Here is a 14,050-nt window from a genome sequence, read left to right on the forward strand (position 1 = left end):
CCGTGGTTCGGCGGACGCCGGGTAGGGGGCCGCAGGAGACGCGTGCGGGGGTGAAGTAGCGTTCGGGCATGAGCATGCCCCCTTCGTCCCCTTACTCCCCCGGCCCGTACGGGCCTGCGCAGCAGCCCGGTCCGTACGGCGGCGGCCAGTACCCGCCTCCTTCAGCGCACTCCCACCCTCCGCAGCCGTACCAGGCGCCGGGCGGCTGGGGGCAGCCGCCGATGGGCCCGCCCACGGGCGGCAGCCGGACCGGGAAGACCGTCGGGACCATCGCGGCCACGGTGGCGGGGCTCGTGGTCGCCGGGCTCGTGCTCAACCGGGTGAACGAGGTGGGTGCCCAGGCCACCGGGGCCGGGTTCCCCGAGGCCGAGTACCGGCTCACGGTGCCGAAAACCCTCGTGGACGGGACGTACGAACTCTCCGAGGACGCATCGCAGACCAAGGGCAAGGAAGTGATCAAGGACGCGTACGACCCGAAGATCCGCAACCCGCAGCCGGCCACCGCCCGGTACGCGTCCGGCTCGCCGACGGCACCGGGGGTCCTCGCCCTCTCCGGAATGTACGGCCAGTTCAAGGACCCGGCGGGTGCCCGCAGGAAGATGATCTCCGGGGCCGCGGAGGCCGACGGGGCGAAGACGGCGGTCCTCCCGCAGGACCTCACGCCGGCCGGCTCCGACATCACCGTGACGTGCCAGGTGCTGACCTCCGTCCAGGACGGAGAGACGACCACCCTGCCGATGTGCGCCTGGGCCGACGACAACACCGGTGCCGTGGTCGCCGTGGTCTCGGCCGAAACCGCGGGCCGGAGCCCCGGCTCCGTCGACCTCGACCAGCTGGCCAAGACGACCCTCAAGGTGCGCTCGGAGGCCCGGCAGCCGATCAACTGACCGGGCCGGCGCCGAGGATGGCGGCCCGCAGCTCCGAGCACTGATGGAGGGCGGCCTCGTACGTGCCGGGGCTGGCCCGGTCGAGGTCGGTCAGGAGGTCGATGGTCTCCCCGAGGGCGGCCAGCGCTTCGCTCCGGCGGTCGAGGAGCGACAGTTGCATGGTGTGGCGGTAGAGGCATTCGGCCAGCAGGGGGAGGGCGCGGGAGTCCTCTCCCGTGAGTCGTCGGGCGGCGTCGACGCCTTCGGCACCGGCTTCGAGCGCTTCGTCGTGGCGGCCGAGCACGGTGCTCAGGCCCCAGGCGTACGCCGTCAGGTTCGTGGCGTGGGTGGCGAGAAAGGCCGCGGAGTGTGCGACCGGTTTCCGGCCGGTGGTGACGGCCGCAGCGAGGGCCTCCAGTGCTTCGACGTGCCGGTCCAACCGACCGAGCAGGGTGGCCCGGTACGTCTGCGCCCGGAGCAGCTGGGGCAGGTACTCCCCGGGCTGCATTCGGGCCAGTGCGCCAAGCGTGTCGACGACTTCTCCCGCCGCCTCGGCCGCCGGCTCGTACCGTTCCTGCGCCGCCAGGCGCTCCATGCGCGTGTTGAAGCATTCGACGAGTTTGGGCAGGTACGCGTCGGGCCGTGTCTCCGAGAGTCCGCGGTAGATCTCCGTGGCCCGGTCCAGCAGCTTCCGTGCCTCCTCGGGCCGTTGCAACGCTTCCAGCGCGAGGTACTGGTTGGTGAGGCCGGTGGCGAGGTCGGGCAGATAGGCGTCGGGGAGCTGCGCGGCCAGTTCCCCGTACAGCTCGATCGCCTCGGCCCCGGCGGCGAGCCCCTCCGCATGCCGTCCCAAGTCACTGAGGCAGACGGCCCGGTTCATGAGGTTGCGGGCCAACTCCGGGCGGGCCACCTCCGGACGGGTGGCGGCCACTCGGCGGAGGATGTCCACCGTCTCGGTCGCCGCTCCCAGTGCCTCCTCGCCCCGGTCGGCGGCGCGCAGATCGGCGTACCGGTTGTTCAGGGCTGAGGCCAGGAGCGGCAGGAACGCCTCGGAGCGCTCGCTCAGCTCCCTCCCGAGATCGACCGACTCACCGCTCAACTCCAGGGCTTGCTCGTGGAGTCCGAGGGCGGCCAGTCGAGTGGACAGGCTGGCGACGGTGCCGGCCAGGTATTCCAGATAGCTGTTGCGCCGCTGCCGGGTGAGCTCACGGTAGACGTCCACGGCCTGCTGGTTGGCGCCACGTGCTTCTTCGGGCCGGTCGAGGGCTTCGAGGAGGTTGGCCAGGGTGGTGAGGCTCATGGCGAGGTCGGAGAGGTGCGCATCGGGCAGTCGGTCGGCCAGCTCGCGCCTGAGGCGCACGGACTCCGAGCTGGCGTCGAACGCCTCCTGGTGGCGTCCGGTCCGCCTGAGGGTGATGGCGAGGGTGTGCAACGCGTGGGCGAGCCCCGGCAGCTTTGCGTCACCATGGCGCCGGTACAGGTCACGATGGGCCGTCACCGCCTCGTTGCCGACGCGCAGCGCCTGGTCCAGCCGCCCGATACCGTCGAGCCTGATGGCGAAGCTGACCAGTCCGCCGGCGAGGTCTGCCAGATGGGCGTCGGGGTCCCGTCGGACGAGCTCCCTGCGGATCTCGACGGTCTCGGTGACCGTGGCCAGTGCTTCTTCGTCCCGGCCGGCACGCGCGAGCTGGCTGGCCAGATTGTTGAGGCTCGCGGAGAGGTCGGGGAGCGAAGCGTACGGGTGCAGCCGTGCCAGCTGCCTCCACAGCTGCACGGATTCCGCGGCCGCGGCCAGCGCCGACTCCTGTTCTCCCAAGTCCGAGAGGCGTACGGACTGGTTGTTGAGGCAGCGTGCGAGGCCGGCCTGCTGGCGCGCGTCGTCCGGTGGCCGCCGGCGGTACCGCTCGACGAGGAGCGCCGCGAGGTCCGCGGCCAAGGGCGCGAGGCGGTGGCTGGTCTTCGGCAGCCCTCGGTCGAGCCGGTGGAGTTCGTCCAGCGGGACGCCGGGGTCGGCGATCAGGCGCTGGAGTGCGTCGAGCAGCGGCTGTGGCGCACCGGCCCGGGTGGCGAGGTCGATGGCCGGCAGGGCCAGTTCGGCGCGGTGGCGGACGCACAGATCGCTCAGGATCCGGTCGAGCCGGCCGCGGAAGACGGGGTGGGCGGCGGCGCGCGTGCACAGGGTGAGGAGTTCGACTGCCTGGGCTTCGGTGGAGCCGTCGACCACGTGGTCGACGAGCCGGGCATCGGCCTCCAGCCGACGGCCGACGAGGCGTTCGCGGAGCCTGTCGGGCTGGAGGCTGCCCCACGGCCCCTCCTCGGCGGGCGGGTAGAGGGAGCCGATCCAGGAACGGACGCCGTTGCGGCGGTCTCGGAGCTGCCCCTGGAGGCTGGGCACCCGACGCAGCACTTCGTCGGCCTGGTCCTCGTCCGCGGCTCCGACCAGCTGGGCCGCGGTGAGTGCGTCCCGGAGCGCGGCGTGGCTCAGGTGTCCTTTGAGGTGCGGCACGGCATCGGCCGTCCGCCGCCAGTAGCGGCTTTCGTGGGCGAGGAGCCGGTCCTCCACTTCTTCCTCCGGCCGGCCGCCGGCGGCCGGGCCGGTCGGCGGGGAGGCTTCGGCGGGCCAAGGCGGCAGGGCCGCGTCGAGCAGGTCCGCCAGGGCGGTCATGTGCAGGGTCAGGGCATTGCCGAAACCGTCCCGTTCCAGGGCGGGAACGGGCACGCGGGCATGGACGCCGACCCAGTCGTGCCCCTCGTATCCGGGGAAGGTGGTCAGCGCGGCGGCCAGGGCGGCGCGGGCTGCGAGGTACGCGCCGAGCCGGCCGGCCGCGACGGGTTCCAGATCCGGCAGTTCGTGGACCCGGGTGTTGGCCAGCAGGACTTCGGCGAGGTGGTGTTCGGTCTGCGCCTCGGCCCACCAGTCCCCGGCCGTGCGGGCCAGCAGCAGCACCTTGAGCCGGGTCCTGCCCCGGTGTTCGGCGGCGGCTTCCAGCAGAGCGGCCAACTGGTCGGCGCGGGCTTCGGCGTAGTCGAGGACGATCAGCAGGGGTTTGACCGCGTCCCGTACGGCGTCCAGGCCGCCCGGTCCAGCGCGTGCCCGGGGCCACAGGGCGGCCCATTTCTCGCCGGCCAGCCGGGCCGTGAGCTGGTGGGCGAGGCGGGTCTTGCCCTGCCCGCCGGGGCCGTGGAGGAGGAACGCGCCGAAGCCGTCGTGCCCGCACCAATCGGTCAGCAGGTCGAGGCACGTGGCACGGCCGTGGAAGGGCACGACCTGGCGGTCGGCGCGCAGCAGGAACGCAGGGGAGCCGGATGCCTCGGCCTCGGCCGCGACGGGCGGGTCGATGTCCGCCAGGTGCTGGAACTCCACCGGCTCCAGCACCGGCACGCCCGCGCCGTGTTCCGCGCAGGCGGAGCGGAACACGGGGTCGCCGTGGAGCACGTACGAGGGGACGGCGACGAGTGCGCCGTGGCCGCAGTGGGCGGGGTCCGCGGCGATCACGCCGGTCAGGAGGCGTCCGCAGAACAGCGGGGCGCCGGACATCCCTCCCCAGGGCGAGGTGCCCTTCCCCTGGCCCCGCCAATCGGGTGGATGCTGCCCGAGGTCGAAGACGTACCGGTTGGTGACGCGGCCACTGCCCGGATTGACGTGCCCGGGCAGCTGCCTGGTGTCGACGGGCTGTCCGTTCCGCTGGGCCATCTCCGGTACGCCCCAGGTCTGGGCGGCCTGTTCGGGCCGGTGGGTGACGAAGCGTCCCCACCGTACGGACTCCCCGTCCACCGGCACCCATTGCGGGTCGTCGATGCGCACCAGGGCTGCGTCGTCCCTGCCGTCGGGACGGCCCCACCACACCACCCGGCCTTCGTACAGGTGCGTCCCTCCGGGGCGGAACACCTGGACGGGTGCAGTACGCTCCGCTTCCCGGGCGACGACGTGGGCGGAGGTCAGGACGAGCCGCGGCCCGATCACGTATCCCGAACCGGGCCCGCCCGCGCCGGTGACTGCCACCAGCCGTGCTTCGTCCACCGTGTGCCCCCTACACCCGTGCGGTCCGGGTCGCTCAGTCCTCGATGCGTCCGGATGTGTCGCCCGGGCCGGGCGCCCGCTCGGGAGCGCCGCTGACCAGCACGTCGTAGCCGTTGGCCCGCTGGGGAGTCAAGGTGAAGGCGACCCGGTGGGTGCGGCCTCGGGAGATCCCGGCTTCGGCGTCGACCGAGACCACCCACGCCCGGAAGCCGGTCTTCGCCTTGGCATCCGCTTGGAGGACGACCTCGAATTCCAGCTCCACCGGGCCCAGCGTGAACGTCACGTCCTGTCCCGCCCCGCGGTCGACCGCTTCCGCTATCTCTTCGCGCACCGCCGCCACCGCATCCGCAAGGCCGATCTTCATGGCTGGCTCTCCCCTCCGCGCGCCAACGACGTTGGCCCGTAGCTGAGTCACACCGTAGCCACGTGGCGCGGAATTCGAGGGCAATGTCATGGATTCGTCGGTGCCGGGCCACGGGGGGCGCGGCCCGAAACGATGCGTGGGGCCTGTGGGGTGCGTGGGGCCCAAGCCCTTGAGGCCGCTATCCCCCGCAGCTCGCGAACGCCTCCCCCTCACCGCCGTGCCGTTCCACGGGCTCCCTCGGCGGCCGCCCCAGCAGTCCGCTTTCGGCGGTGAAGCGAGGCAGGTTCTCGCGCAGCGCGCCCCTGCCGAACAGTGCGACGCTCCAGAGCAGTTCGTCAGGCTGCCGTCCTGTGGCCCGGCGAGCTGCGGCGTGCTCCCGGCGCAGCCGGGCGAGCAGCACGGCCCCGCGACGGGTGCGCCGCGTCCATGGCCACAGCAGTGCGGCGACGCCGTCCGCGAGGAGCGTGAGCAGGAGGGGCAGCAGCCCGGTCGGCGTCCCCCGCCCGGTGAGGGCCACGACCGGCGCGGCGGCGAACACCGGCAGCAGCGCGGTCCGCACCGCGAACAGTCGCCTGCGGGTCAGCAGCAGCCCCTCGCGCTCAAGCTGCCGGGCGAGTGCCGCGGTCGCGCGCCGGACGGTGTGCCGCCGGGCCGCCTCCACGGAGCCGGTCAGGTAGAGCTCCACGAGTGCGGTCCGCGCCGCGCCCCGTGCGCCCCCGTGCAACACAGCCCGCTTCCACGGGCTTCGGCGGATGCCGGACCGGGTCTCGGACCGCTCGCCGACCGGGCGGGAAACGCAGAACGGCAGCCGTTGGCAACAACAGCCGGGCCGCGACGAACGACACCTCGGTGATCACGACGCGCCGCCCGACCCCTCCCGGTCCGCCCCCTGCGGACCGGCTGCAGGCTACTTCCGGCGCACCCGCCGACCAGTACGCGCCACCCGGCGGGCCGGCTCGGGGTCCGACCCGCCGCCATGCGGCCGGGGTCAGGTCAGCAGCTTCGTCTTGGCCTGCTGGAACTCCTCCTCGGTGATCGCGCCCCGGGCCTTCAGGTCGGCGAGCTTGGCCAGCTCGTCCGCACCCGATCCGCCGGCCGGCTCGGTCCCTGCCGTCTGGCGGATGTAGTCCTGGAACGCTGCCTCGTTCTGCTTGGCCGCCTTGACGTCCCGCTGGGTCATGCCCTTCCCCCGGGCGATGACGTAGACGAAGACGCCGAGGAAGGGCAGCAGGATCACGAAGATCAGCCAACCCGCCTTGCCCCAGCCGCTCATCTCGTGGTCACGGAAGATATCCGTGATGATCTTGAACAGCAGGAACAGCCACATGATCCAAATGAAGAACCAGAACATGGACCAGAACACGTTGAGTGCGGGGTAGTCGTCCATGGATGCCTCCTTTGGGCGGGCCGAATGCCCGCGATCAGCAGTATTGGCCCGAGTACCGCATTCCGCATGTCGAGCGCAGCGGACGGCTCCAGCGGGTGCGCGTCCGGCCGGGGTACGGGCTGCGGGACGCGCCGAGGGGTCTCACCCGGTCGGCCCGCCTCCGCTCGCCGGATCCCGCTGGCCGGGATTGCCTGGGGTACGACCCGTAGGAGGGCTGTATGCCGGACGACGAAAATCAGGGCGAGCTCGCTGCGCTGCGGGCTCGGGTCGCCACACTGGAGTCGGAGTCCTCGAAGCGCCTGCCGCGCTGGCACCGACTGCGCGCGTTCCTGTCCGCACTGCTGATCGTCATCGGCTGCGTCCTGGCCCCACTGGGCATCGTCGCCGCCTGGACGTCCGACATCGTGGGTGACACCGACCGCTACGTGACCACGGTGGCCCCGCTCGCCTCCAACCCCGATGTGCAGGCGGCCGTCGCGAACCGGGTGACGGGCGCGGTCATGGAGCACATCGACCTGCCCAAGCTGCTCGAAGACGTGGCGCCGGACCAGCGGCCGCTGCTGCAGAAGGCGTTGGGGAAGCTGGGCAACGGGCTCGAAGGAGCGGTTCGGAGCTTCGTGCACGACAAGGCGGAGGACGTCGTCGCGTCGAAGGCCTTCGAGACCGTGTGGACCGAAGCGAACCGCACGATCCACACGGCGCTCGTCAAGGCCCTGACCGGCAGCGACAACGGAGCCGTACAGATCAACAACGACTCCGTGACCCTCGACCTCGCACCCGTGATCGACCAGGTGAAGACCCGGCTCGTGGACGCGGGGCTCGGCGTCGCCGCCAAGATCCCCCAGATCCACACCGACTTCACCATCCTCCGGTCGGATGACATCGGCCGGGTCAAGACCGGCTTCCGACTGCTCGAACTCGCGGGCCTGTGGCTGCCGGTCGTCGCCGTCGTGCTCGCGGCCGTCGGTGTCCTGCTCTCCGTCCACCGGCGGCGCACGCTGGTCGCGGCGGCCCTCGGCTTCGCCGTCGCCGCCCTCATCCTGGGCATCGCCTTGACGGTCTTCCGTACGGTCTACCTCAACGCGCTCCCCGACACCGTGTCACAGCCGGCCGCCGGTGCCGTATACGACGCGATGGTCAAGCTCCTGCGCACCACGGTCCGCATGGTCGTGGTCCTCGGCGTGGTGCTCGCGCTGGCCGCCTGGCTCTCGGGGCCGGGTCGGCACGCCACGGTGGTCCGCCAGATGTGGCACTCGGGCATCGCGGCCACCCGGGCCTCGGCCGACCGGGCGGGCCTGCGCACGGGCCCGGTCGGCGGCTTCGTGGGTCGCCACCGCACCTGGATCACCTGGATCTTGGTGGCGGCAGCCGTCCTCGCCTATGTCCTGTGGCCGCACCCGACCGGCTGGGTCGTCGTGGGGCTCGCCCTCGCGCTGCTCTTCGCCTTCGCGGTCACCGACTTCATCGCCGAGGATCCCGCGGAGGCCGGGGACGCCGGGGGTTCCGGGGGTTCCGGGGGTTCCGGGGGTTCCGGGACCGCCGCGACGACCGGGGGCGGTCCACGGACCCCCCTGTAGGCGGGCGGGCTCAGGGGCGCGCCGCCCCCGGCTGGGTGTCGGGGATGCGCTGGGTGAAGAAGAGCGCCACCAGCGCGGCGAGGGCGAGGATGCCGAGGGAGGCGCGCAGGCCGTCGATCCGGGCGGTGGCGTTCGCGTCGAGTGCCGCCTGGGTCACCTCGGATTTGGCACCCGCCTCTTCGAGCGCTTCGGTGAGCTGGACGTCCGACAGGAAGGGCGCACCTCCCACGAGTTTGACGTTCGCCTGGCTCTTGACCTCGGCGGGGACCGCCGGGCTCTGCTCGATGGCCGTGAGGAACGACGAGGTCAGCACGGTGATCAGGATGGAACCGGCGACCGCCGTGCCGATCGACGCGCCGAGGTTGGTGATGGTGTTCTGGATGCCGCCGATCTCGGCGCTCTGCTCGTCCGGGACCGCCGAGACGGTGACGGCCCCGAGCTGGGAGGCCAGCGCCCCCATCCCCAGTCCGATCAGCAGCAGCGGCACGGTGACGACGCCCGCCCCAGATTCCTCGTCCAGGGTGGCCAGCAGCACGACGGCGCCCGCGAGCATCAGCAGGACCCCGAGCCGCACCACGCGCCGCGGTGAGGCGTCGGGGCGGAACCGGGGGATCCCGATCGCGGCTGCCAGCAGGGAGATGGACAGCGGCAGGATCAGCACGCCCGTCTTGACGGCGGACAGGCCCAGCGCGACGGACAGGTAGAGCGGGACGACGAAGAACACGCCCATCTGTACGAGGTACTGGAAGAAGAACATCGTGAGGCCGCCGGTGAGCTGCCGGTTGCTCCCGAGGTCCGGATCGACCAGCGGTTCGGCCCCGCGTGCCGCCAGGCGCCTCTCCCAGCGGAAGAACAGCCAGATGAGGAAGAGGCCCGCCATCATCAGCCAGACGACCGGTGAGAGGTTGAACCAGGCCGGTGCGCCGGCCTTGGGCCGGAACCAGCCCCATTCGCTCGTGCGCAGCACGGCGAAGACGAACAGCCCGATGCCCAGCGCGGACACGATCGCGCCCAGGACGTCGATGTGCGGTCGGGGGCCGAGGGGCGCGTCGGCGACCCGGCGGCCGAACAGCAGGATGGCCAGCACGACCACGACCTCGCCGGCGAACACCCAGCGCCAGGAGAAGAACGTGGTCGCCACGCCGCCGATGAGCGGCCCCAGGGCGATCGCCACCGCTCCCGCGGCGGCGACCAGCCCGTACGCGGCCGGCCTGCGTTCCACGGAGAAGTTGGAGGCGACGAGCGCCACGATCGCCGGCATGATCAGTGCCGCGCCCACGCCCTCCAGGACCGACCAGCCCAGCAGCAGGACGGTGAGGTTCGGGGCGAGTGACGTGGTGAGGGAGCCACACCCGTAGATGACGCAGCCGATCATGAAGGCCCGTCTGCGGCCGACGAGCGCGCCGACCTTGCCACCGCTGATCATCAGCATCGCCATGACCAGGGTGTAGGCCGTGATCGCGCCCTGCAGACCGCTGACGGTGGTGCCGATGTCCTCCGCGACCGTCGCGATCGAGACGTTCATGACCGAACTGTCCAGGGCCATCAGGAACTGTCCGGCCGCCAGGGTCAGCAGGACGAGCCGTGCGTCCTTCGCCTTCCCGGCAGTGGGTGTCGGGTGTGCCTCGGCTGTCATGGACGGAGCCTCCCACGGCTGCGGGCGGCCACGTGTCGGCTCGCCGCGTGGGTCAGCCGACTGGCGCCGAGCGCCTTGCGGCCGTCGGGCGGGGCGACCCGCCGGCGGTCCCGCACCCGCTCACGCCCGCGCTCACGCCGACTCCGCCGCCACCCGGCCCGAGGCCACCGCGTCCACCAGCGCCCGGTGGTCACGCTCGTTGCGGTCGGCGTAGCTTTCCGCGAACCGCACCAGCGCCTGGTCGAAGACGTCGCTGCTGCCCAGGTAGGCGGCGATGGCGATCCGGTCGCCGGAGCGGGCGTGGGCGCGGGCCAGCGTGGCGCCGCACAGGTCCCCGTACGTCCGCATGCCGCGCGGCTCCATGAGCGCGGGCTCGACGCTCCCCTTCCAGTCCCGCAACTGCCGCACGTAGAAGTCCCGCTCGCGGCCGTCGATGCCGTGCGCCCGGTACCAGCCCAGGAAGATGTCGCTCGCTGCCTGCATCAGGCGCTGTCCGGCCACCACCCGCTCGCCCTGCATGGAGTGCTCACCGGCGCCGGCGTACGGGGCGAGGACGGATTCGCCTGCCTCTTTGGCCTGGAGGATCAACGGGTCGTCGCCGTCCCGGCCCACGAGCAGGATGATCCAGCACCGGGTCCCCACGCTTCCGACGCCCACCACCTTGCGCGCCATGTCGACGAGGGTGAACCGGCGCAGCAGGTGCCGCCGGTCCGAGGGGAGGGTCTGCCCGTAGTGTTCGATCATGTCGCGGATCTGGTCCTCCAACGTGCTGCGCTCCTCGTCCGGCAGCAGCTCCCACAGGGGCGTGACCAGGGGCGGCATCGATCGGAACTGGCGTTCCCCGCCGACCACCTCGGTGAGTTTCCCTGCGGCCTGGAGGCTGTCGCGTCCACGTGCCTTCAGCAGCGTCTCGTCGACCTGTTTGCGGCCGCGGGAGCGCAGTTCCGTCGCCGCGAGGGCGCGGAGCTGCTCCGCGTCGATGCGCGCGTACCAGACGTCGAGGTGGCTCATGCCCGCGTAGCGGCGCATCTGCTCGCGGTAGGACCTGCCTGCGGACTGGACGATCTCGGCGCGCTCGCGGTCGGTGAAACCGTTCTCCCGCCCCGCGATGGCCAGGCTCACGGTCAGCCGCTTGAGGTCCCATTCCCACGGCCCGGGCAGCGTCTCGTCGAAGTCGTTGATGTCGAACAGCAGGTTCCGCTCCGGGGAGCCGAGCAGCCCGTAGTTCAGCATGTGGGCGTCCCCGCAGAGCTGGACCCGTAGGCCCGATTCCGGGGTGTGGGCCAGGTCGCCCGCCATGACGGCGGCGGCGCCCCGGTAGAAGCGGAACGGAGACTCTGACATCCGCCCGTAGCGGATGGGCACCAGCTCCGGTACCCGGCCGGCCGACTGTCCTTCGAGCACGTCCACCGGATCCTGCCGGGGTGCGGGCGGTTCGAACTCCCCGTGCGCGGAGCGGGGTGTCCGGCGCCGGGCGGCGCGGCCGCGTTCGGCCCGCTCCTCGGCGGACAGCCAGCGTGTGCCGTTCTCCACCCCTGCGGCATCCCTTGCCATCGCTGCACCTCCAGGGCGCTCGGGCCCCCGCTGCCCAGCATGGCACTTCCGGCACGGCGGCGCCGTACGGTGCGGCCCGGTGCGAGAGCCGGGCCCTCAGCCCTGCTCCGCCCTCGACCGCTTGGGGGCCGGGCTGCCCAGCCGCCCGGCCAGGAACGGCTCCTGCGCCAGGACGGCGCCCGCCGTGACGCCGACGGCGACGGACACGCACACCACGATCAGCCATGACAGCAGGACGAAAACGGAGCCGGCGGGCCCGTATTCGCTCAGCGCCCGGTTAAGGGCGCGCGGCATGTAGAAGCGCGCGGCGACCGACAGGGCGGTGGCGCCCACGGCGGTGAGCACCGATCCCGGCAGGAGGGGGAGCCAGCCGACCAAGCCGCCCAGCAGGAGGTGCTGGGTCCACCACCACACCAGCGTCAGGAAGACGAGCGTGAGGGGAATGCCCAGCCACAGTCCGGCTCCGAACCCCTCGCGCACCGGTCCCTGCACGATCAGCACGCAGATCCAGACGGCGATCCAGGCGACCCAGCGCCAGATCGCGATCCGCACCCCCGACCGCGGGATCTCCCACGCCCGTTTGCACAGGCGCTGCATGGCACGGCTGACCGCGGTCGACGCCACCAGCACCATCAGGGCGCCCACCAGGCCCACCGCGTTCTGCAATTCCGGGTCGGAGCCGCTGGCGAAGATGTCGTTCAGTTGTTCGCTCGCCTCGCCACTGAGCCCGAACACCGTGCGCACGGATTCGGCCAGTTGCTCCTGTACTGCCTTCGGGGCGAACGACGCGACGGCGAAGACCAGCGGCACGGCGGTCAGGAAGCACTGTGCGGCGAGCCGCGTCGCGGAGTCGAAGATGTCCACCGACACCATGCGCTCCGCAATGTGGGTGATCACGGGGAAGCGGGTCTCCGCCTCGCGCTGGAGGCGCCGGGCCGTCTCCGCCGCGTTGCGCGACCGGGTCCGCCACCACGAGGGGTGCGGGGCGCCGCGCGCGCGTTTGCCGGAAGCCATCAGCGCACCGGGGAGGGGGACGGCGGAGAGGCGGGCGGAGGGCCGGACACCCGCGACGGCACCAGCGGAGCGGTCGTCGCCATGGGTCTCTCCTTCGTCTGCGTCCAGGTTGGAGGATGCGGCCGGGCGCGGCACCTCGAACCGGTCCCCGGCACCGCGCCGGGAAAAGGTGTCGCGGACGGGTTCCCTGCGTAGGGTCGACGTCGTACGCCGTCACACGCTGGGGGCGCCATGGTTCTCGACCTCATGCTGATCGCACTGGCCATCACGCTCGACCCGCTGCCGCTGATGGCGTTCGCACTCGTGGTGTCCTCCGCCAGGGGCGTGTGGAAGGGCCTGGCCTTCATTCTGGCCTGGCTCGCCTGCTTCGTCGCGGTGATCGCGGCCGTCCTCGCGCTGACCGACGGCGAGCCCCTGCCGCCGCGTTCCCCGCCCGGCGTGGCGGGGCTCGCGGCCAAGTTGGCCATCGGGATCGGGCTCGTGTTCTACGGGCTGCACCGCCGCCGCCTCATGCGGGGGAGCGACGCGGTCCGGGCGGGTGCTGCGGCGGATGGCGCGGCACCTCCCGCCCCGGAGGCCCACGAGGATTCGGCCGACAAGGTGGCCAAGGGCCTGGACGGGAGCTCGATCTGGGCGGTGGCGGGCCTGGCCGTGCTCGTCCAGCCGTGGGGCATGGTGGCGGCGGGTGCGACGACCGTGCTGGAGGCGAACACCTCGCACGCGTCCACCTACGCGGCCCTGTTCGGCTTCTGCCTGCTCGCGACCGCGAGCCTGCTGGCCGCCGAGCTCTACATCGTGTTCGCACCCGAGGTGGCCCAGGCCCGGCTGCTGCGCCTGCGCGGCTGGCTGAAGGACCACTCGCAGCAGGCGATCGTCGTGATCTGCCTGGTTCTCGGCCTGTACCTGACCGGCAAGAGCATCTACCAGCTGACCGGCTGAGCAGCTGCCCCCGGCCCGTCGGCCGTTCCGCCCGCCCGGCCCGCTCGGTCCTCCCGACAGGTGCGGTTCCGGATGTGCGAAGGTGCGGACGCGGTGCTGGAATGGTGGGGGTGATGTCCGGCCCGGCCTTTGGCTGGCGGAACCGGGCGCCCACGGACCAGGGGCCGGCTCGACGTCCCCTCCCTCCCCCAGCCCGACAGGAGCAGCCATGAGCAGCGAGGCCGAGGAATCCATCGGGGTCGGCGACATCGACGACATGGGCCCCGTGGACTACGTCGTGATCGAGTTTCCGGGCAACAAGATGACGGGCAAGGGACTCCCCCTCCTCGTCGATCTCGTCGATCGCGGCATCATCCGGATCTTCGACCTGGTCTTCGTCCGCAAGGACCTGGACGGCTCGGTGACGGCGGTGGAACTGCAGGACTTCGGCTCGGAGGTCGACCTGTCGGTCTTCGAGGGAGCCTCGTCCGGTCTGCTGGACCAGAGCGACATCGACGACGCCGGCATCGCCCTGGAGCCGGGGAACTCGGCGGGGATCATCGTGTACGAGAACACGTGGGCGGCGCCGTTCGCCCGTGAACTGCGTCGCGGAGGCGCCCAGCTCGTGGCGGCCGGCCGGATCCCCGTCCAAGCGCTGCTCGCGTCGCTGGACGCCATCGAGATCCCGTCCGACGACGGGTGAGGACGGCCGC

General features: G+C 72.1%; 11 protein-coding genes. 4 read left to right on the plus strand and 7 right to left on the minus strand.

Annotated elements, in window-relative coordinates; genetic code table 11:
* Positions 1–68: 68 nt before the first annotated feature.
* Positions 69–887, plus strand: coding sequence for a hypothetical protein (locus OHA65_RS04125; protein ID WP_327281704.1), 819 nt, complete (start codon positions 69–71; stop codon positions 885–887).
* On the opposite strand, the gene OHA65_RS04130 is transcribed toward OHA65_RS04125, so the two are convergent.
* From OHA65_RS04130 to OHA65_RS04145, 4 genes are all read right to left on the minus strand, one after another.
* Positions 880–4,887, minus strand: a complete 4,008-nt coding sequence (locus OHA65_RS04130; RefSeq protein WP_405761218.1) for a tetratricopeptide repeat protein — start codon at positions 4,885–4,887, stop codon at positions 880–882. The genes OHA65_RS04125 and OHA65_RS04130 overlap by 8 nt on opposite strands.
* A 34-nt stretch (positions 4,888–4,921) precedes the next feature.
* Positions 4,922–5,251 (minus strand): trypco2 family protein, encoded by a 330-nt coding sequence (locus tag OHA65_RS04135; RefSeq protein WP_327281706.1) that lies wholly within the window; start codon positions 5,249–5,251, stop codon positions 4,922–4,924.
* A 178-nt stretch (positions 5,252–5,429) separates the two neighbouring features.
* Positions 5,430–5,978 (minus strand): TIGR04222 domain-containing membrane protein, encoded by a 549-nt coding sequence (locus tag OHA65_RS04140; protein ID WP_405761221.1) that lies wholly within the window; start codon positions 5,976–5,978, stop codon positions 5,430–5,432.
* 261 nt (positions 5,979–6,239) lie between these two features.
* Positions 6,240–6,638, minus strand: coding sequence for an SHOCT domain-containing protein (locus OHA65_RS04145; RefSeq protein ID WP_327281708.1), 399 nt, complete (start codon positions 6,636–6,638; stop codon positions 6,240–6,242).
* 218 nt (positions 6,639–6,856) lie between these two features.
* Between OHA65_RS04145 and OHA65_RS04150 the strand changes: the two genes are divergently transcribed.
* A complete protein-coding gene (locus OHA65_RS04150; protein WP_405754542.1) occupies positions 6,857–8,215 on the plus strand; it encodes a hypothetical protein in 1,359 nt (452 codons plus the stop codon).
* Between the two features lie 10 nt (positions 8,216–8,225).
* Here OHA65_RS04150 and OHA65_RS04155 read toward each other — a convergent pair whose 3' ends face one another.
* The 3 genes from OHA65_RS04155 to OHA65_RS04165 form a co-directional block, all read right to left on the minus strand.
* The gene (locus OHA65_RS04155; protein WP_327281710.1) at positions 8,226–9,851 is read right to left on the minus strand and encodes an MFS transporter; all 1,626 of its coding nucleotides are present in this window, start codon (positions 9,849–9,851) and stop codon (positions 8,226–8,228) included.
* A 132-nt stretch (positions 9,852–9,983) separates the two neighbouring features.
* Positions 9,984–11,405 carry a DUF2252 domain-containing protein gene (locus tag OHA65_RS04160; protein ID WP_405754544.1) on the minus strand — a complete coding sequence of 474 codons (1,422 nt, stop codon included), beginning with the start codon at positions 11,403–11,405 and terminating at the stop codon, positions 9,984–9,986.
* A 96-nt stretch (positions 11,406–11,501) separates the two neighbouring features.
* Entirely contained in the window at positions 11,502–12,419 is a 918-nt protein-coding gene (locus tag OHA65_RS04165) for a YhjD/YihY/BrkB family envelope integrity protein (protein ID WP_327281712.1), read from the minus strand.
* A gap of 231 nt (positions 12,420–12,650) precedes the next feature.
* Between OHA65_RS04165 and OHA65_RS04170 the strand changes: the two genes are divergently transcribed.
* Complete coding sequence (locus OHA65_RS04170; RefSeq protein ID WP_327281713.1) at positions 12,651–13,358, plus strand: GAP family protein; 708 nt, start codon at positions 12,651–12,653, stop codon at positions 13,356–13,358.
* Between the two features lie 208 nt (positions 13,359–13,566).
* The gene (locus tag OHA65_RS04175) at positions 13,567–14,040 is read left to right on the plus strand and encodes a DUF6325 family protein (protein WP_327281714.1); all 474 of its coding nucleotides are present in this window, start codon (positions 13,567–13,569) and stop codon (positions 14,038–14,040) included.
* Positions 14,041–14,050: the final 10 nt, after the last annotated feature.

Source organism: Streptomyces sp. NBC_00045 (genome assembly GCF_045041095.1).
Taxonomy (GTDB): Bacteria; Actinomycetota; Actinomycetes; order Streptomycetales; family Streptomycetaceae; genus Streptomyces.

Coding starts and splice junctions, on each gene's coding strand:
- OHA65_RS04160 (WP_405754544.1), bottom strand. CDS start 11,405: ATGGCAAGGGATGCCGCAGGGGTGGAGAACGGCACACGCTGGCTGTCC.
- OHA65_RS04145 (WP_327281708.1), bottom strand. CDS start 6,638: ATGGACGACTACCCCGCACTCAACGTGTTCTGGTCCATGTTCTGGTTC.
- OHA65_RS04155 (WP_327281710.1), bottom strand. CDS start 9,851: ATGACAGCCGAGGCACACCCGACACCCACTGCCGGGAAGGCGAAGGAC.
- OHA65_RS04170 (WP_327281713.1), top strand. CDS start 12,651: ATGGTTCTCGACCTCATGCTGATCGCACTGGCCATCACGCTCGACCCG.
- OHA65_RS04150 (WP_405754542.1), top strand. CDS start 6,857: ATGCCGGACGACGAAAATCAGGGCGAGCTCGCTGCGCTGCGGGCTCGG.
- OHA65_RS04165 (WP_327281712.1), bottom strand. CDS start 12,419: ATGGCTTCCGGCAAACGCGCGCGCGGCGCCCCGCACCCCTCGTGGTGG.
- OHA65_RS04125 (WP_327281704.1), top strand. CDS start 69: ATGAGCATGCCCCCTTCGTCCCCTTACTCCCCCGGCCCGTACGGGCCT.
- OHA65_RS04135 (WP_327281706.1), bottom strand. CDS start 5,251: ATGAAGATCGGCCTTGCGGATGCGGTGGCGGCGGTGCGCGAAGAGATA.
- OHA65_RS04175 (WP_327281714.1), top strand. CDS start 13,567: ATGAGCAGCGAGGCCGAGGAATCCATCGGGGTCGGCGACATCGACGAC.